Annotated in this window: 18 protein-coding genes; 17 read left to right on the top strand and 1 reads right to left on the bottom strand. The window is 41.2% G+C overall.

The genetic code is table 11. The features are described 5' to 3' along the window. Positions 1–7: 7 nt before the first annotated feature. From ACSAJE_RS02430 to ACSAJE_RS02370, 13 genes are all read left to right on the top strand, one after another. Complete coding sequence (locus ACSAJE_RS02430) at positions 8–1,021, top strand: sensor histidine kinase (protein WP_458009584.1); 1,014 nt, start codon at positions 8–10, stop codon at positions 1,019–1,021. A 118-nt stretch (positions 1,022–1,139) separates the two neighbouring features. After that, positions 1,140–1,823 carry an ABC transporter ATP-binding protein gene (locus tag ACSAJE_RS02425; RefSeq protein WP_458009583.1) on the top strand — a complete coding sequence of 228 codons (684 nt, stop codon included), beginning with the start codon at positions 1,140–1,142 and terminating at the stop codon, positions 1,821–1,823. Then, on the top strand, positions 1,820–4,594 hold the full coding sequence (locus tag ACSAJE_RS02420) for an ABC transporter permease (RefSeq protein WP_458009582.1): 2,775 nt from the start codon (positions 1,820–1,822) through the stop codon (positions 4,592–4,594). The genes ACSAJE_RS02425 and ACSAJE_RS02420 overlap by 4 nt, the downstream gene beginning before the upstream one ends. A gap of 153 nt (positions 4,595–4,747) precedes the next feature. Continuing rightward, the gene (locus ACSAJE_RS02415) at positions 4,748–5,110 is read left to right on the top strand and encodes a zinc ribbon domain-containing protein (RefSeq protein WP_022025361.1); all 363 of its coding nucleotides are present in this window, start codon (positions 4,748–4,750) and stop codon (positions 5,108–5,110) included. 289 nt (positions 5,111–5,399) lie between these two features. Beyond that, on the top strand, positions 5,400–6,206 hold the full coding sequence (locus ACSAJE_RS02410) for an ABC transporter ATP-binding protein (RefSeq protein WP_458009581.1): 807 nt from the start codon (positions 5,400–5,402) through the stop codon (positions 6,204–6,206). Next, on the top strand, positions 6,206–7,393 hold the full coding sequence (locus ACSAJE_RS02405; protein WP_458009580.1) for an ABC transporter permease: 1,188 nt from the start codon (positions 6,206–6,208) through the stop codon (positions 7,391–7,393). The genes ACSAJE_RS02410 and ACSAJE_RS02405 overlap by 1 nt, the downstream gene beginning before the upstream one ends. A gap of 44 nt (positions 7,394–7,437) precedes the next feature. Beyond that, positions 7,438–8,322 (top strand): YhfC family intramembrane metalloprotease, encoded by an 885-nt coding sequence (locus tag ACSAJE_RS02400; RefSeq protein ID WP_458009579.1) that lies wholly within the window; start codon positions 7,438–7,440, stop codon positions 8,320–8,322. 128 nt (positions 8,323–8,450) lie between these two features. Beyond that, positions 8,451–11,090 (top strand): LTA synthase family protein, encoded by a 2,640-nt coding sequence (locus tag ACSAJE_RS02395; protein WP_458009578.1) that lies wholly within the window; start codon positions 8,451–8,453, stop codon positions 11,088–11,090. 48 nt (positions 11,091–11,138) lie between these two features. After that, positions 11,139–11,507 (top strand): CidA/LrgA family protein, encoded by a 369-nt coding sequence (locus tag ACSAJE_RS02390; RefSeq protein WP_458009577.1) that lies wholly within the window; start codon positions 11,139–11,141, stop codon positions 11,505–11,507. Between the two features lie 39 nt (positions 11,508–11,546). Beyond that, positions 11,547–12,239: an LrgB family protein gene (locus ACSAJE_RS02385; RefSeq protein WP_022025366.1), complete on the top strand. Its 693-nt coding sequence runs from the start codon at positions 11,547–11,549 to the stop codon at positions 12,237–12,239. Positions 12,240–12,279: 40 nt separating this feature from the next. Further along, positions 12,280–13,143, top strand: a complete 864-nt coding sequence (locus ACSAJE_RS02380) for a DUF1266 domain-containing protein (RefSeq protein WP_022025367.1) — start codon at positions 12,280–12,282, stop codon at positions 13,141–13,143. Beyond that, positions 13,140–13,859: a histidine phosphatase family protein gene (locus tag ACSAJE_RS02375; protein ID WP_458009576.1), complete on the top strand. Its 720-nt coding sequence runs from the start codon at positions 13,140–13,142 to the stop codon at positions 13,857–13,859. Before ACSAJE_RS02380 ends, ACSAJE_RS02375 begins: the two co-directional genes overlap by 4 nt. Before the next feature lie 59 nt (positions 13,860–13,918). After that, a complete protein-coding gene (locus ACSAJE_RS02370) occupies positions 13,919–14,503 on the top strand; it encodes a Maf family protein (RefSeq protein WP_458009575.1) in 585 nt (194 codons plus the stop codon). Between the two features lie 201 nt (positions 14,504–14,704). Here ACSAJE_RS02370 and ACSAJE_RS02365 read toward each other — a convergent pair whose 3' ends face one another. Then, the gene (locus ACSAJE_RS02365; RefSeq protein WP_458009574.1) at positions 14,705–15,931 is read right to left on the bottom strand and encodes an argininosuccinate synthase; all 1,227 of its coding nucleotides are present in this window, start codon (positions 15,929–15,931) and stop codon (positions 14,705–14,707) included. 406 nt (positions 15,932–16,337) lie between these two features. Between ACSAJE_RS02365 and argC the strand changes: the two genes are divergently transcribed. The 4 genes from argC (at position 16,338) to ACSAJE_RS02345 (ending at position 20,169) form a co-directional block, all read left to right on the top strand. Continuing rightward, positions 16,338–17,378 carry an N-acetyl-gamma-glutamyl-phosphate reductase gene (argC, locus tag ACSAJE_RS02360; protein WP_022025372.1) on the top strand — a complete coding sequence of 347 codons (1,041 nt, stop codon included), beginning with the start codon at positions 16,338–16,340 and terminating at the stop codon, positions 17,376–17,378. Between the two features lie 101 nt (positions 17,379–17,479). Next, complete coding sequence (gene argB / locus ACSAJE_RS02355) at positions 17,480–18,394, top strand: acetylglutamate kinase (RefSeq protein WP_022025373.1); 915 nt, start codon at positions 17,480–17,482, stop codon at positions 18,392–18,394. A 38-nt stretch (positions 18,395–18,432) separates the two neighbouring features. After that, on the top strand, positions 18,433–19,617 hold the full coding sequence (locus ACSAJE_RS02350; protein ID WP_458009573.1) for an acetylornithine/succinylornithine family transaminase: 1,185 nt from the start codon (positions 18,433–18,435) through the stop codon (positions 19,615–19,617). 102 nt (positions 19,618–19,719) lie between these two features. Beyond that, a complete protein-coding gene (locus ACSAJE_RS02345) occupies positions 19,720–20,169 on the top strand; it encodes a DMT family transporter (RefSeq protein WP_118690205.1) in 450 nt (149 codons plus the stop codon). Positions 20,170–20,216: the final 47 nt, after the last annotated feature.

Raw genomic sequence — 20,216 nt, 5'->3', positions numbered from 1 at the left:
AGGAGATTTGCGTTTTTTAAGAAATACGGAATTTCGAGTAGAATTGATCCTGTTGACCATTCTATTTGTCGCTGCAATTATCGGAATGTATATGCAGTGCGGTACGATCGCTGCTGTCTATTTACTGATATTTTGCGGTGTCATTTTTTGTCTGTATATCAGCTACAGCGTTGTCAAATACCGTAAAATGGCTTCTCTGGCAGAACAGATCGATCGGATCTTACACGGCGAAGAACTGCAGATCATGGAGCATTGTTGTGAAGGCGAATTTGCCGTATTGGCAACGAGTATTGATAAAATGGTGCAGCGTATGTTAGAACAACAGTCTATTCTTCAAAAAGAGAAAGTATTTTTGGCAGATTCTATGGCAGATATTTCCCATCAGATGAAAACTCCGTTGACCTCCATCTCTTTACTATTGAATTTATTGCAGGAAGAACATCTTTCCGAAAAGAAACGTCTGCAGTATGTGCAAGATCTGATGAAACTTACCGGACGTATTGACTGGATGGTCTACGCACTGCTTCGGTTAGCAAAACTAGATGCCGGAACCGTACAGTTACAGCAAATTCCGTACCAGATCGAGGATTTGATCAAGGCAGCGGTAACGCCGTTAGAGATTGCTTTGGATATTCGTGACATCACACTGGAAGTGCAGATACAGCCGGATTTACAGCATCGTGGGGATATAAGCTGGATGACAGAGGCTGTCAGCAATATTTTGAAAAACTGCATGGAACATACACCGTCAGGTGGACATATCCGTATTGTAACGAAAGACAATCCGCTCTATCTTTTGATAAAGATCACCGACAGCGGAAGTGGCTTTACCAAACAGGATCTTCCGCACATTTTTGAACGATTTTACCGCGGACAAAATGCCGATACAGACAGTGTTGGCATCGGACTTGCTTTGGCAAAACGTATCATTATTGCCCAAAATGGCACGATCCGAGCCTACAATCATAAGAAAGATGGCGGTGCCGTATTTGAAATTCGAATGTATAAAGGTGCTGTGTGACAAAATTGTCACAATAGAGTCATTAAGGAGTCACCTGTATTTTCTATACTTTGTATTGTAAAAAGAAATGGAAAGCCCAATATGTGAGAAATACATTAGGGAGAATGGAGGGATTACCTTGGAAATCTTAAGAGTTGATAATCTGAAAAAAGTATATGGAAAGGGTGAAAATGCTGTACATGCACTGGATGGTGTCAGTTTTTCGGTAGAACAGGGAGAATTCGTAGCGATCATCGGACCGTCCGGTTCCGGAAAGTCTACATTACTTCACATTCTCGGAGCGGTTGATGTTCCGACTTCCGGTAAAGTGATCATGGGCGGCAAAGATGTTTTTGCACAAAACGAAGAAGCACTGGCAATATTCCGCAGACGCCAGGTTGGCCTGATCTATCAGTTTTATAATCTGATCCCGGTATTGAATGTAACTGAAAATATTACGCTGCCGGTATTATTAGACGGACGTAAAGTCAACGAACAGCGTCTGCAGGAAATGATCAGTCTGCTTGGTCTTGACGGACGCGAAAAACATCTGCCAAACCAATTATCCGGCGGTCAGCAGCAGCGCGTGTCCATCGGTCGAGCATTGATGAACGCACCGGCTGTTGTATTAGCGGATGAGCCGACCGGTAATCTGGACAGCAAAAACAGTCAGGAGATCATGAACCTGCTGCGGGAATCCAATGAAAAATTTCACCAGACTTTGATCATGATCACACATGATGAAAATATTGCACTACAGGCAGATCGCATCATTGCGATCGAGGACGGCAAAATCGTAAGAGATGAGGTGAACCGGGCATGAATATAATGAATCGATTCACACTTCAGACATTATATAAAAACAAGCTGCGCACGTTAGTGACGATCATCGGTATCATTTTATCAACAGCAATGTTTACCGGTGTCACATCTATCGTCACCAGTTTGCAGCAATATCTCATTAATTTAGAGATTAACGATAACGGACGTTGGGAAGGCCGCATTAATACTGTATCCACGGACGAAGCAAAAGCAATTCTTAAGGATAAAAGCATTCAATCGGGAATTTCTTTAGACAATATTGGATACAGCATATTAAATGGCGGTGCCAACGAATCGAAACCTTATGTATGCGTAGAATCCATTCCGGCAAACACGCAAAAACTGATCTCAATAAAGCTGACGGAAGGGCGTATGCCGGCCAATGATGGAGAACTGGTCATTTCTTCGCATATTCAGACCGATGGCAACGTTACGTACAACGTCGGTGACATCATAACATTAAACGTCGGAACGAGAACCGTCAACGGCACGACCGCCTCGCAGTGTGTTGAATATACCAAAGGGGCTGAAAAGATTGAAAACACGGTCAAAAAACAATATAAGATCGTAGGAATCTGTGAACGACCTTCGCTGGAAAACTTTGGTGCTCCCGGATATTCGGTATTTACCACGGGAGATACGTCTGCAATACAGCATGATGTCTTTTTTTCGATGAAAGACTCTCGTAAGATCAATCAACAGATTAAAAATCTGCTAAAAAAATACACCGACAAAAATAGCAGGGAATTGTTGATCGATAACGACTATGCGATCCATAGGAATCTGCTTCGCTATATGGGAACCGCAGAAGGCGGCAATTACCGTACTATACTGAACACGATGGCCGGTGCATTGATATTTATCATTGTTTTAGCCAGTGTCACATTGATCTATAATGCCTTTTCGATTTCTGTCAGTGAACGTACAAAGCAGTTCGGACTGCTAAAATCGATCGGAGCGACCAAAAAACAGATCCGTCATTCCGTCTGTTTTGAGGCATTGTGTTTGTGTGTGATCGGCATTCCAATCGGCATTTTGTCCGGTCTTGTTGGAATTGGAGTCACGCTGCATTTTGTAGGCAAGATCATTGAACCATATTTGAACAATACCAAAGGTGTAAATCTGACACTTGCGATAAGCCCCGCTGCGCTGCTTCTTTCTGCAGTCATTGCAGTGATCACGGTTCTTATCTCGGCGTCGATCCCGGCTAGAAAAGCAGTGAAACTTACTGCCATAGACGCACTCCGCGAAAATCACGACATTCGTATTCGAAGCCGAAAGATCCGCAGCCCAAAATGGATCTATCAGGTATTTGGCTTTGAAGGAATGCTTGCCAATAAGAACTTTAAGCGAAATCGCAGGAAATACCGCTTGACCGTCTTTTCTTTAGCAATCAGCGTCATCCTTTTTATTGGCAGTGCATCGTTCAATGGTTATTTGACAAGATCAGTAGATATGTCTCTGCAGGAAACGACCGCTGACATTACCTTGTCTGTTTCTAACGATGATATGAATCACCAAAGTGCAGAGAAGTCTTACCAAAAAATGAGATCACTACGTGCTGTAGACGATGCTTCCTATTCGGAATCCGCAATGAATACGTATGTGATCTTAGATAAAGAGCAGATCGATACAAGCTATTACCGCTTTAACAAATCCGGTAACAATCAAAATGAAAACACCGGATTCCATGCCAAAAATGCTGGTGATAAAGTGATCTTACCGGTAAAGTTATCCTTTATTGATGACAGTTCTTACCAAAAATATTTGGAAGAACACCATCTGAACGTGTCCAAATATATGGACACTAAAAAACTGTGTCCGCTGATCTGGGATGAGAGTATTCTTTGCTCAAAACAAACTCAGAAAGCAAAGAAGTTTAACATCCTGCAAAATGGTTTTACACCGGATAAAATATATTGTATCCGCAACATTTCGGGTTATTACTATACCGAAAATTTTACGGCTATTGATCTGAAACGCATGGAATTTCCATTCGCAAAAGGCTCCGAAGAATATGACTATGATGCAATAAAAATGATGCCGGAAAAACAGGCTTTGGAAAGCATATCGTTATCAGACGGCAAAGTAGTGGATACCCAAGATTATAAAGCACCTTTAGGAATATATGCGTTCGAATATGCTGATCAGATCACGATGACACTGCCGTTAAGTGCCAAAGAAACCATGTTTCGTTCTGTAAGTTTTTTGGATCAGTACAAGTTTAATTTTACAGCCAAGGATTATAACACAGCCTACACCTCGATCAGTGATTATTTGAGAAATGATTCCGGCTTTGCAAAATCCGTAGCTAATAATCTGTACAGTCCGCGTATGAATAGCGATTCTGTAAAAGTATTGCTGCTGATCCTTAAGATCTTTACGTATGGATTTATCATTTTGATCTCATTGATCGTGATCGCCAATATTTTCAATACGATCTCGACCAATGTGATGCTTCGGCGCAAAGAATTTGCCATGTTAAAGTCTGTTGGAATGACGTTAGGTGGATTTGACCGAATGATGAATTACGAATGCCTGTTATATGGCGTCAAAGGACTTCTCTTTGGGCTACCGCTTGCCTTTTTGTTAAACTTCGCGATCTATCATTCCGTGTTAGATGCAATGGATCTCGGATTTCAGATCCCATGGGGCAGTGTTGCCATCGTTGTCCTCGGTGTCTTTGCCGTTGTATTTGCCAGCATGATGTACTCTATGCATAAGATCAAAAAAGACAATCCGATCGAAGCTCTCAAAAACGACAATATCTGATGCTTCGGACAGCTGCGCACACTCATTGAAATAGCCTCCAAAATATGCTATGATGTGTTTTGAAATGTGGAGAAGAGCCGGAAACCGCTTTTCTCCATAAAAATATAGCAGGAGAGTATACACCGAGACGTTCGGTGTGGAATGGAGGAACGTATGGCATTTTTTGACAACATGAAAGAAACATTAACTTCCGCAGGAAGAGACGTATCACAAAAAGCAAAAGAAGTTTCAAACATAGCAAAGCTGAAAATGGATATAAAATCTAAACAAGATGCACTTGATAAACAGTACATTGAGCTTGGAAAGCATTATTATGAAATGAATAAAGAAGGAGAAGTGGATAATGCCGGCATTGCCAATGTCAGCACTCTGACAAATGAGATTGCTGCATTACAGGCAGAGATCTTAAAGATACAAGGTGCTTGCGTATGTCCACAGTGTGGCATGACACTTCCGGAAGGAACTGCTTTTTGCAGTCAATGCGGAGCTAGCATTGTACCACCAAATAACAATTGATTCAAACTTTCCATACCGGAAGTTTGAGTAACTAAATAACAACAACCGTCCATTTGGGACGGGCGGGGGCAAAGCATTAAGCTTTGTCCTTTTTTTGTTCATTAGGAAACTATTGATGTGCGGAGTGACAAAAGTACAGTGTCGGCGTTACTTTTTTGATGATTTACTGGATTTTTGAGCGTATTTCTGTTACAATGTGATAATGTGCGTTAATAAGCCAGATAACATCTGCAAACACTGAGTACCTGCATAGCGAAATAGCGCTCGACTGCAGGGACGGGAGGTATATATGGATAACGTGTTATTGCACGCAGAGGGATTATGTAAGACATTTGCTCTCTCCAAGAAACAACAAAAAATAGAACATACCGGTGCCAAGAAAAGAGTTGCCGTCAATCATTTATCCTTCGATGCAATGGAGGGCGAGATCTTCGGACTCCTCGGTCCAAACGGAGCCGGTAAGACGACGACGCTTCGCATGTTAGCAACGTTGATCAAACCGGATGAGGGGGATGCTGTCATTGGTGGTTATTCCGTGCGAAAAGAAGCAGAGCAGGTTCGGCGTAAGATTGGATTTTTGACCAGTGAGCTTCGATTGGAAGAATTTTTTACTCCAAATTATTTGTTTGATTTTTTCTCGGATCTCCATCAGGTGCCGGCTAATCTTCGTAAAGAGCGAAAGAAGCACTTATTTGAGATCTTTGGCATTGATGAATTTGCGGAAGTAAAGATCGCCAATCTATCTACCGGAATGAAACAGAAAGCATCACTTGCCATCTCTTTGGTGCATGATCCGGATATTGTCATCTTTGATGAACCAACCAACGGTTTGGATGTTTTGACTGCGAGAGTTGTAACGGATTTTCTGCTGCAGCTAAAGGAAGAAGGGAAGACGGTGATCGTATCCACGCATATATTCAGCCTGATCGAGCGTATCTGCGATCGTGTCGGTATTATTATCAATGGAACGATGATCGAATGTGGTACGTTAGCAGAAATATGTGCCGGAAAGAGTTTGGAGGATCGCTTTTTTGATCTGTATCAGGATCATGTCGGCCGGGAAGAGACAAACATTTCAGGAAAGGAGCGTGCATAATGAATTCTACGATCTTAACTGTTATGCGCAAAGAATTGGCACGTTTCTTTGGTGACTACCGTATGGTAATGACGACCATTCTTTTGCCGGGAATTTTGATCTTTGTACTGTATCAATTCATGGGTGACGCCATGTTAAGTCAGTTTACAACGGACAAATTTGCGCCAAAATGTAGCGCAGTCAATATACCGGACGATTGGTCTGCGGAGTTGAAAAAAACCGGTTTTCGGATTCATAAAGGAAATGCGGATACCATGGATTCTGCCCGTCAAAAGGTCAAAGACCAAAAGGCAGAGTTATGCATTGTTTTTCCGGAAGATTTTGCAAAGCAAGTAGAAGAATATGAGGTAAGCAGCGGTAAACCTGCCCCTAATATTGCAATTTATTATAATTCTGCATCGACGGATTCTGCGAACGCTTATGATACGTTGTGTACTTACCTCGATCAGAAGGAATCTGCCATGGCCAATAAATTTGATGTTAATCGTGCGGATTCCAAAGCAGATACCTTTGATATGGCAGATGACAAAGATTCTACCGCACAGCTTTTTTCTTCGATGCTGCCATTTTTATTGTTGATCTTTTTGTACAGCGGATGTATTTCCGTTGCACCGGAATCCATAGCAGGAGAGAAAGAACGCGGTACGATCGCATCGTTGCTGATCACTCCGGTCAAACGAAGCCACATTGCACTTGGTAAAATTGCTGCATTATCGATCATTGCACTCCTAAGCGGTGCATCCAGTGCGATCGGAACCATTGCTTCCGTACCAAAATTGATGTCCGCATCGACCAATAAAATATCTGGTACAAGTTATGGTGTCGATGACTATATCATGCTGGGGATCATTATCTTATCCACTGCATTGGTGCTTGTCACACTGATCGCTCTGATCTCAGCATTTGCCAAAACGATCAAAGAGGCACAAACCTATGTAACACCATTAATGATCGTTGTGATGTTGATCGGTATTACATCCATGTTTGGTTCGGGTGCCAGATCGCAGATCTATTATTATCTGATCCCGATCTATAACAGTGTCCAGTCTATGGTCGGTATTTTCTCGTTCCATTTGCATGGATCATTAATACTTACCACTATTGCCTCTAACTTAGTAGTCACCGCTATTGGTGCAGCTTGTCTTGCTAAAATGTTTGACAGCGAATATATTATGTTTCATAAATAGGCAGAACATTTTTTTGCAGATTTAGAAAGGAAGGAACGTATAGAATGATAGATAGTTCGATTATGAATTTGATGATGGAGTTAGCAACGTTTAGCTTTATTGTTCCATTAGTGCTGATCATTGTATGGAAACTGCGTACCCGCAAAAGTCTGATCCCGGTCTTTATAGGTGCTGGTATATTTTTTGTGTTTGCCTATGTACTCGAGGCAATACCACATACCTTTTTCCTGCGGATCAATAGTCCGGTATCGACGTTCCTCACAGGAAATCCATGGGCGTATGCTTTATATGGCGGTATTATGGCGGCCCTTTTTGAAGAAACGGGACGCTACATTGCTTTCCGAATATTCCTTAAAAATCATACTGAACGCGAGACGGCAGTATCCTACGGATTGGGACACGGTGGTATTGAATGCATTATCGTATTAGGATTAGGTCACTTACAAAATTATACCTACTGTCAGTTGATCAATAATGGTCAAATGGATAAATTAATTGATAAAATGGCAGGAAATGATACCGCGATTGCTTCCTATCAATCGATTGTAGACTCTTTATCCAAAATGAACGTCTATACATTGATGTTGGGAGGATTAGAGCGTGTCGCAGCGTTGTTTTTGCAGATTGCATTGTCTGTATTAGTTTTTTATGCCGTTCGTAAAGCGGATAAGATCAAATACCTGTGGATCGCTATGGGAATTCATGCATTAGTGGATTTTATTGCAGCGTTTTACCGCGCTGGCATTGTGCCATTATTGGTCGTAGAATTATGCATTGTGATTCTGACTGCCGGTGCTTGTAAATTAGCATATCAGCTATATCAATCTCTTCCGGCCAGTGCAGTCCAAAAGAAAAATACTACAGAATGGGCTTATGCAAAACAAAGTTATAAAAAAGATACAAATAGAGAAAATAAACAGGAAGAATAAATGTTTAGATTACATAGCAAGACTAACATTTTGCTATGTAAGAATTGTTAACACAATTTTCTGGCAAATGAAAAATATGTAATCTGTACGTAAGCAGACAGATTATAGAAAGGCATGGTGAGAATTTCATGAGTATGTTGCAAAAGTACTTGCGTTTTTCCAAAAAAAGAGTTGCATGTTTTGTCTTTATCAGCATCGCAATCTTTGTATTACAGTTTGTACTTACCGGTTCTATGCTTGCAAAACAGCAGGTAACAACGGAAGCGGGCAACTCACAGAGCAGTGTGATCGGTATTTTAGATGATACAGAGATTATCCGTCAGAAGTTTCAATTTGATCGTAAAGTCGTGTTATCCGGTTTTACGTTAAGTTTTGGTTCTTTTGAATATGATAAAGTAGGAACTGATCTGCATATTCAAATGTTAGATGGAGAAAATATAACCGTATATGAGACAACAATTCCGGTCAAAGACATTAAACCGGATGCAACGTATACCGTAAAAATGGATCATACGGTAACGATCCCGAAAGGTGTTACTTGTTGTCTGGCACTGAATTGCAGCAATGGCAGCCGCCCTTATGCAACGTTGCCGACACTAAATACGACAAATCGAACAGATCCGAATCTGACAATGTCTACGCTGAATATGCGTACACAAAAGAAGTCGCTGACAATCTCTTATACGTATTATTATCGTTTGCTGCTTCCATTTATCGTAATGATCTTGGAATTTGTCGTATTATTTGTACTCTGCTTTGAGCGTGTCACAGAATATGCACCTCGTCTGCGCAAAAGACACGACAAACTGCTCCGTAGATCCGACAAATCCGGCGAAGTGATCAAAAAGAGATTAAAAATCCGTAATTTGAAAGATTTTGTCAAATGGTGTCTGGCAGAGCGTAAGGTATATCGTTATGCCCGTAGGACGGTATTGATATTAAATCCATTTTTGTTGTTCCTAATGTTGGAACTGCTCAATGGAACTTTTCAAAAAACGTATCCGAATGTCTGGATCTTTACCTGGGTCTTTTTGGGAGCAATACAACTGTTGATCTTTGGTGTGATCGGCAATGCGGAGAGAGCTGCGCTGATACTTGATATCATATTGTTCCCGGTTGGTCTGGTCAACTTTTTCCTAATGAATGTTCGAGGAACTCCATTCCTTCCGGCTGATATTTTGGGTGTAACAACTGCAACCGAGGTCGCTGACAAGTATCATTTGACGATGACACCATCACAATTTGTTGCGATTCCAGCATTTTTCATTTGGTGTCTTCTGTTGTTAAGACTACGCGGTGATAAGAAAAAACGCGCTTTCAAACAGAAACTGTTGCGACATGTTCTTCCGGTTGTCACTTCTGCAGCCTGCATCGTTCTGTTGTATTCCACACCGATCCTGGAGACCTGCGGGATCAAAGATAGTGTGTGGAACAAGGTGGTTTCTTGTCAGAACAACGGTTTCTACCTCAACTTTTTCATCAATTTACATTACCTGCGTGTGTCGACGCCATCCGGTTATTCACAGGCAAAGGTAAAGGATATTCTGTCAGATTTTGAAAAAGAGAATACTAAAACTGAGGGAAACAGCAGCGAAGAGACGAACACAACGCAGTCCAACAAAAAGCGCACGTATAACAAAGACTTTAGTACTAATCAAAGTCTTGGCGACAAGCAGCCAAACATTATTTTGATCATGAACGAAAGCCTTGCAGACTATTCTCTGGTTGGAAAGGTTAATTATAACCGTGATCCGCTTGCTTTTATTCATAGCCTGGATGAGAACACCATTTATGGACGAGATTATGTGTCCATCTTTGGTGCAGGAACCAGTAATTCTGAGTTTGAGGCAATGACAGGAAATACAATTAAGTTTTTCCCAAGTGGAAGTAACGTGTATCAACAGTTTATGCATGAGTCCACCTTTGCGTTGCCTGGTTATCTCAAAAAACTTGGTTATCGCTGTGAAGCAATTCATCCAAGCAGCGGTGCTAACTGGAACCGTACGGCTTCTTATAAGAGTATGGGCTTTGATCAGTTTTTGACGATCGATGACTTCAAAAATCCGGAATATGTTCGTTATATCAGTGACAAGGAAAGTTACAAGAAAGTTATCGAGCGCTACAAAAATAAAAAGGAAGGCCAGCCGCTCTTTGTATTTGATATGACAATTCAAAATCACGGCGGTTATCTGACCAATACGAATTGGAAAGATCCGGTTTATCCGGAAGGCAGTCATTTGCCGGAAACAAAAGAATTTTTGTCTGCAACCAAAGTATCCGACGATGCATTTCAGTATTTGGTAAAATACTTTGAAAAACAGGATGAGCCAACCATCATCTGTATGTTTGGCGATCATCATCCATCGATTGAAACCGAATTTTATGAAACGCTTCTCGGCAAAAAGCAGAGTGACTGGGGCTTAGAAGAGATCCAGAAACGATACGCAACGCCGTTTATCATTTGGGCAAACTATGATATTGAAGAAGCCAAAGAAGTCTCGATCAGCAACAACTATTTGGAGAATATGTTGTTAAAGCAAGCAGGTATTACATTGCCGCTTTATAACCAGTATATCGAAAAAGTATCTCAGGATATTCCTGCAATGAATGTCAATGGATATATGGATATGAATGGAAAGTGGCATAATTATGGGGATTCCGAATCAAAAACCGTTTCATCACTTCTGCATAACTATGAAATTTTGCAGTATGGTTACTACAGTGACAGTGATAAAACAACAATGAAAAAATTATTCCAATGGAAGTAAATATGTTGGAACTCAAGAAGAGTTTATCAGAAAGGCAGATGTTTAATTATGAAGTATTTTAAACAATTTTGTATGATTCTTCTGGTGTCATTTGCGGGGGAAGTGCTTAAATTAGCGCTTCCTTTTCCTGTGCCGGGAAGTATCTATGGAATGTTGTTATTGTTTATTGCACTATGCACCGGAGTTATCCGTTTAGAACATGTCCGCGAAACAGGACTCTTTCTCGTAGAGATCATGCCGATCTTGTTTGTTTCTGCAGGCGTTGGACTCATGGACTCTTGGGGGGATCTGCGTAAGATTTTACTGCCGGTTCTCCTGATCATGTTAGTCACAACTGTGATCGTCATGGTCGTATCCGGATATGCAACGCAATTTATTATGCATCACAAAACAAACAAAAAGCAGCCTAAAGACTGATCATATATATTCTTATAGAAAAGAGGTTATTAAGTCATCATGATACAACTATTACAAAATTCATTATTTTTTGGCGGCATTGTTACACTGCTTGCCTATGAGATCGGTTTATTGATCAGGCACAAATTTAAGCTTGCAATATTCAATCCCCTGCTTATTGCAGTAACCTTGATCATTGTTTTATTAAAGGTGTGTAATATTCAGTATTCTGTCTACGAAAAGGGGGCAGTGTATATTAACTATTTGCTGACTCCGGCAACAGTTGCCTTGGCCATACCTTTGTATGAACAGTTGCAGATCTTAAAGAAAAACGCGATAGCGATATTTACCGGAATCATAGCCGGTACCGTAGCAGGTCTAGCCTCTGTATTAGGACTAAGTGTATTGTTTGGACTGACTCACGAACAATATGTCACACTACTTCCAAAGTCCATTACAACCGCTATCGGCATGGGGATTTCCGAAGAACTAGGCGGCATTGTGACAATTTCCGTTGCAGTGATCGTTTTGACTGGTATTTTTGGAAATATTATGGCAGAATATATCTTAAAGTGGTTTCATATTACGGATTCCGTTGCAAAGGGAATTGCCATCGGCACTTCATCCCATGCGATGGGAACAGCTAAAGCAATTGAAATGGGCGAAGTAGAGGGTGCAATGAGCGGCCTTTCCATTGCAGTTGCAGGTATGATCACCGTAATCGGTGCTAATATATTTTCTATCTTTTATTAAAAGATAGGGAAATTGTATATTACAGGTATGGAGGAGAAGCATGAGCAAACAGAAAAAATGGATAACCTATGTATGCATTACGGCAATACTTTGCAGTACTTTGATCGGCTGCAGCAGTAATAAACAGACCACCGTAGACAAACAGGCATCACCCACACCAAAAGTTCTCGTAAGCGACGAGGACAAAAATTCAAATCTTGGACAGTGGGGACGTGCCATGGGTTCTGTTTTGATCGCGATCAACGAAGGCAACGTATATTATTTCGGTGGATACGAACCGACGGATGGCAATCAGAAAGCGGCCGCTGCGATCTTGCAAAAGAGCTGGAATATTTCAAATCGCAAACAGTTGATCGACCAAATGTATGATTTACTGCATACTGGTTCCCGTTCGACATACCGTAAGGAAGCGGCACAAATGCGCTCGATGTCAGCCAAAGAGTTAAAAACTGCCATGAAGCAATTGTCCGGGGATATGAAAGTTCATTATGAAATGATCCGTTACAATTGGAAAACTTGGAGAAAGAAGGGGCTTCTCGCTTGGGATATGTGCCGCATTTCCCATTTAGCACAATGGGGTTATGTAGCTGGTTATCTGACGATTTCTGAGGCACAGGCAGTGATCGAACCTGCTGCCAAAAAATTAAAAGCCAATTTTACAAGCTGGGACGAAGTACAACAAAACTGGCTTGATGGCTATGCGCTATATGCATCTATCGATGTGTCTGCTGCCACCGGTACCGATTATGAAGTCCGTAAAGCCAAATACGAACAGCTAAAAGCTGACGACCAAAAGAACACAGATACAAAACTTTATGACGATACACTTTTTACAAAAGATATTATTCCGGTTACCGGAAGCAATGCTGCAAGTCTTTGGAAAGAAAGGAAGAGTGCAAAATGATCTTTTACTTGATCCGACATGGCAGACAAAATAGCAGTGACTGTAATGTAAATGTACCTTTGGCAGATGCCGGCATAAAACAGGCTGAGCTTCTTGGCAAAAGACTACGGAATTATTCCATTGATGCGGTCTATTGCAGTGATCTGATCCGTGCCAAACAGACTGCCGAAATTGCCTTTTCGCATAATGAATTTTTATTGGATCATCTGCAGGTTCGATCCGGACTTGCAGAAATTGATTTCGGCGATCTTACAGGAATTCCGGATGCGCAGGTAAAGAGTTTTTACGCAAACTATTATAAACAACAACAGCATTTATTTGAGCAAAAACGCTCCAATAGACAAAGTAAACAACCGGTATCAATCGATTCCCCTGCTAAATATGTCGGTGATTTCTTTGTACCGGTAGAAGAGATGATCTATCCTGGCGGGGAAGATGGTGCAATGTTACTTGATCGCGTCCTTCCGGTATTTGATGAAATTTTACATACAGATGCTAAACAGGTCGCTGTGGTCTGTCATGGCGGTGTTATTCGTGTGTTGCTCTGCGCATTGTTTGGCGGCAGTTTTGCTCGACGGCTCCAATTTGGTACTTCTTTGGAAAACTGCAGTATCACAGCAATCCATTATGATGAAACATTACATGGATTCTTTTTGGACCGTTTTAACGACAGCGCGCATTTAGAGGGACATCCGGAATTATTCCGCGGTCATTGACCAATCATTATGTTAAACTCAGATTGCACTCACACTCAGACAAGGAAAGGATTGACACAATGAAAAAAATCATTTTAGCCTCCGGTTCTCCACGACGTCAGGAACTTTTATCACAGATTGGCATTTCCTTTGAAGTACGTACCAGCGATGCCGATGAATCGTTGCAGGATCAAAGCCCTTCAGAAGCAGTGGAAGAGTTATCTTTTCGAAAAGCAAGCGATGTAGCGTCAAAACCAGAGTATTCAGATTGTTATATACTTGGTGCAGATACTGTCGTTGCATTACAGGATGGCACGATTCTGGGAAAACCTTCGTCCGAAGAAGATGCCTATGCGATGCTAAACGCACTTCAGGGAAATACCCACAGCGTATATACCGGCGTTACGATCATAAGCACTGATACAAACAGTCAGAGAGTACATACCTTTCATGTACGGACGGATGTTACTGTCTATCCAATGACAAGGCAGGAGATTACGGACTATATTGCAACCGGCGAACCAATGGATAAGGCCGGTGCATACGGAATTCAAGGTGCTTTTGCAGCATATATCAAAGAAATTCATGGTGATTATTCAAATGTAGTTGGACTTCCATTAGGTGCATTGGTTCACGAATGGAAAATGCATTTTCCTTCTAACTAAAAAAACAGTCTATTGTACAATACAATATTATGATAAAAAAAGCAAAGCCAGCGCTTTGCTTTGCAAGAATTGCTAAAGCAATTCTTGGTAGCATCACACTACATAACAGCAATTTCCTATTAAATAAAAGAAAACAGCTATTATCACAAATTCGGATAATAGCTGTTTTATATTTTGTTGACTGTTAAAAACAAGGACAAATTATTTGTCGTTTAATTCTACGAAAGAACCAAGCTTCATAGCACGAACCTTAGAAGACAGTCCGAACAGATTGATGAATCCCTCTGCATCTTTATGGTTGTAAAGCTCACCGGTTGTGAAAGATGCAATGTCTTCATCATAAATGGAGTATGGAGAAGTGGTTCCCTGTTTGATAATATTACCTTTGTACAGTTTGAACTTCACTTCACCTGTTACATATTTCTGTGTGGACTCAATGAATGCCTGCTCAGCCTCACGAAGTGGCGTAAACCATTTGCCTTCGTAAACAATATCTGCAAACTTGTTGCCCATATCTTTCTTAGCTGTATATGTATCACGATCTAAGATCAATTCCTCAAGCTGCTGATGTGCTTCCATAAGAATTGTTCCACCCGGTGTCTCATATACACCACGAGACTTCATTCCGACAACACGATTTTCTACAATATCAATGATACCGATACCATGCTTGCCGCCCAATTTATTTAAGGTGCGGATGATGTCAGATACTTTCATTTCCTTGCCATTGACAGACTTCGGAACACCCTTCTCGAATGTCATAGTAACGATTTCGCCTTCATCCGGAGCCTTCTCAGGAGTAGTGCCAAGTACAAGCAAATGATCATAATTAGGTGCATTTGCAGGATCCTCTAATTCTAAGCCTTCGTGGCTGATGTGCCATAAGTTACGGTCACGGCTGTAGCTGTTGTCTGCTGAGAATGGAAGATCAATTCCATGATCGCGGCAATACTGGATCTCAGACTCTCTGGAATCCATTGTCCAGTTTGGATCTCTCCAAGCAGCGATAATACGAAGATCAGGGGCGAGTGCCTTAATACCAAGCTCAAAACGAACCTGATCGTTACCTTTACCGGTAGCACCATGGCAGATCGCAGATGCGCCCTCTTTACGAGCAATCTCTACCAATCTCTTAGCGATCAATGGACGAGCCATTGAAGTACCTAATAAATATTTGTTCTCATAAATAGCATTTGCCTGAACACAAGGAACGACATAGTCATCACAAAACTCATCGATAACATCCTCAATATATAATTTGGATGCACCACAAGATTTTGCACGCTCCTCCAAACCATCCAACTCGCTTTCCTGTCCGACGTCAATGCAGACACAGATTACTTCGTAATCATAGTTTTCCTTCAACCAAGGGATGATTGCTGTGGTGTCAAGTCCGCCTGAATAGGCAAGAATCACTTTTTCCTTCATGTTTTTTCCTCCATTCCGCCGTGACTACGGCATATTATTCTTTTGCGATGGCATGATCTGCCATACAGATAACAGTATAAACACAATTACAGTTGATTGCAAATCCTTTTTCCCTTTTTTACTGTAATTTTGTACCACTGTTATGACTGTTTATAAATATACAACATTCTGCATATTTATGCAATGCTATTTTTTATGAAATGATCTCATTTTGAATGTTTTATTAAGTAGAAATCGTATTCTGATCAATCTTTTTTTAAATTCACGTAATGTATAAATATCTATTGCAATCAAAAAGCAAATGACGTATAATATTGAGCTGATGGACGTTTTTACCTAAAAGTTGTAGATACATCACGTCCATTGTCATGAATAAATATACATTTTAGCAGAAACGAGGGATTTTATGATTCGAGTAGGCATTATTGGTTCCACCGGATACGCCGGACAGGAATTGGTCAGAATTTTGTTGCAGCATCCGGATGCAGAGATTGTATGGTATGGTTCACGCTCCTATGTAGATGAAAAATACAGCAGTGTGTTTGGGAATATGGTGAATCTTGTTGACGCCAAATGCATGGGCGAAAATATGGATGAATTAGCGAAACAGGCAGATGTGATCTTTACCGCAACACCACAAGGATTATGCGGTTCTCTGGTAAATGAAGAGATATTATCAAAAACAAAGATCATTGATCTGAGTGCAGACTTCCGTATTAAAGATGTTGCTAAATATGAAAAATGGTATGGCATCAAACATCAGAGTCCACAGTTTATTAAAGAGGCTGTTTATGGCTTATGTGAAGTCAATCGTGAGGATATAAAAAATGCGCGCCTGATCGCTAATCCGGGTTGTTTCCCAACCTGTTCCACATTATCCATCTATCCAATGGCAAAAGAGGGCCTGATCGATATGAATACTGTGATCATTGATGCTAAATCCGGTACCTCAGGAGCCGGCAGAGGTGCTAAGGTTGCGAATCTTTACTGTGAAGTAAATGAGAGTATTAAACCATATGGTGTTGCTTCTCACCGTCACACACCGGAGATCGAGGACCAGTTGTCCTATGCCTCCGGAGAAGAAGTTCTTATTAACTTTACCCCACATCTGGTGCCGATGAATCGAGGAATCTTAGCAACCTCTTATGCGACTTTGCGCAAAAAACTTTCCTATGAGGATGTAAAAGCTGTATATGATAAGTATTACGAGGATGAATATTTTGTTCGCGTATTAAATAAAGATGTCTATCCAGAGACCCGTTGGGTAGAAGGCAGCAATTTTGTAGATGTCAACTTCAAGATTGATGAGAGAACCGGAAGGATCATTATGATGGGTGCTATTGATAATGTTGTCAAGGGGGCAGCTGGTCAGGCAATTCAAAATATGAACTTAATGTTTGGTCTGCCGGAGAATACCGGGCTGAAGATTGTCCCGATGTTCCCATAATAAGATTAAAAAAATAGCCCGTCTGGGAAATTCAGACCTTTTGACTTTTTAATCTTATTAAGTAAAAAACAAAGTACATAAAAGCGAGGATAGAAAAAACTATGAGTAACGAAGAGCAGCAAAGATATTTAGATAACATTACCGTCAAGGCAGAAACATTGATCGAAGCACTACCGTATATTCGAGACTTCAACTCAAAAAAAGTCGTTGTTAAATACGGCGGAAGTGCTATGTTAGATCACAATCTGGAAGAGAGTGTGATCAAAGATGTCGCCTTGTTAAAATTGGTCGGTATGCAGCCGATCATTGTACACGGCGGGGGCAAGGAGATTAGCAAATGGATCAGTAAAGTCGGTAAAGAAACACGCTTTGAAGAAGGTTTTCGCGTGACGGATAAAGACACGATGGAAATTGCTGAGATGGTTCTTAACCGCGTTAACAAAAATCTGGTATCCATGGTTGAACATTTGGGTGTCAAAGCGATCGGGCTTTGTGGAAAAGATGGCGGTATGCTTCATGTTCAAAAGAAAATGCCAAATGGAAAAGATATCGGTTTTGTCGGGGATATTGATCATGTTAACACCGAAGTGATCGATACACTTTTGGAAAATGATTATATTCCGATCATTGCACCTATCGGAATGGATGACGAGGGCAATACGTATAATATCAATGCTGATGATGCAGCATGTGCGATCGCAGGTGGTATTCGAGCAGAAAAGCTGGCATTTTTGACGGATGTTGAAGGTGTCTGCATGAATCCAAATGATCCAACAACTTTGGTGTCTGTTCTGAATCTGATCGAAGCCAACAAATTAATAGAAGCCGGCATTATCAGCGGCGGTATGCTGCCAAAGGTCAACAACTGTATTCATGCTGTAAATTCCGGTGTTGGCAGAGTACATATTTTGGATGGAAGACGAGATCACTGCCTACTCTTGGAATTCTTTACAAAACGAGGTATCGGTACGGCGATCATTGGTGATGACAGTGGACGATACAGTAATGAGATTTAAGAAAGCCGGCACATAATATTAATTTGATAGAAATGAGGATGAGAACGATGACAATACAGGAAGCAGACAAACATTTTATTCATACTTACAATAGAAGTGTTGTATTCACCAAAGGTGAAGGTATGTATTTGTATGACGACCAAGGGAAAAAATACCTGGATATGGGTGCCGGTATTGCTGTATCAGCACTAGGATACAGTAACGAAGAATTTAAACAGGCATTAAAAGACCAGATCGATGATCTGATCCATATTTCCAATCTTTATTACACAAAACCTGCGATCAAAGCAGCAGAACTAATATGCAATGTTTCTGGTATGGACAGGGTATTTTTTACAAACAGTGGAGCAGAGGCGATCGAGGGCGCAATTAAGCTGGCGAGAAAGTATGCTTTTAATAAAAATCCACAGAGCAAAGGTGAAGTGATCGCGATGGATCATTCTTTTCACGGCCGCACGATGGGTGCTTTGTCTGTAACCGGAACCAAACATTATAGAGAAGCATTTGAGCCGTTGATCGGTGGCGTTTCTTTTGCAACTTACAATGATCTGGAAAGCGTTAAGGCACTGGTAACCGATGAGACCTGTGCAATCCTGTTAGAGACCTTGCAGGGTGAGGGAGGAATCCATCCTGCAACACCAGAGTTTATCAAAGGCCTACGTACACTCTGCGATGAAAAAGATATCGCATTGATCTTTGATGAGATCCAGTGTGGTATGGGTCGTACCGGCAAAATGTACACCTATCAGCATTATGGTGTGACACCGGATATTTTGACTACAGCCAAAGCATTAGGTTGTGGTGTTCCGGTTGGAGCCTTTGCTGCCACAGAAAAATATGCCGTTGCGATGGTACCGGGGGATCACGGTACTACTTATGGCGGTAATCCGCTGGCAACTGCTGCCATTTGCGAAGTATTTCATCAATATGATAAATTGCACATTTTGGATCATGTTAATGAGATCGCACCATATTTGACAGAAAAGTTAGAAACCTTGGCAGAAGCACATCCGGATAAAGTCAAAGAGGTGCGTGGTCTTGGTCTGATGCAGGGGATGGAACTTACGATCCCGGCTGGAGACGTGGTTGCAAAAGCCTTGCAAGCAGGCGTTGTTCTGATCAGTGCAGGTACAAATATTATACGTTTTGTGCCGCCACTTATTGTCGAAAAAGAGCATATTGATAAAATGATCAACGTATTAGATGACGTTTTATCCGAATAGAGCACCGCAAATTGGGAAACAACTTAATATAGAACTCTCACGAAGAGTCGGACAGAATTTCGTCCGGCTCTCGTTGCTTTGGTAGAAGAAAGGAGAATTTCTATGTTAGGAATGTTGATCGGTCTATTATCCGGTATGTTAATGAGTATACAGGGGGTTTTTAATGCAGAAGTGACCAAACAGGCCGGTGTATGGGTAGCTGCAGGTTTTGTTCAGATCACTGCTTTCGTCATATGTGTGGCAGCCTGGTTTGTGACTGGTAAAGAAGGTTCCATCTCGGGCATTGTACAGGTAAAACCATGGTATATGCTTCTTGGCGGTGTCATTGGTGCATTTATCACATATACCGTCATTGTTGCGATCAATCAGCTGGGACCTGCGAAGGCTACGATGTTTATTGTCTCTGCACAATTGATCGTATCATATATTATCTCATTGTTTGGCCTATTTGGCACCACAAAAGCAGGATTTGCATGGACAAGACTGTTTGGCATTGCCGTAATGATCGGCGGTATCATGCTTTTTAAGTGGGATGAACTGTTTGGAAAATGAGCAGATGTCCTACAATAAACAACCATACCTTTGACAGACGCATCTGC

It is taken from the genome of Jutongia sp. SJQ-6 (assembly GCF_054161275.1).
Note: the sequence above shows the minus strand (reverse complement) of the source record. Positions and strands in the feature narration are given on the sequence as shown.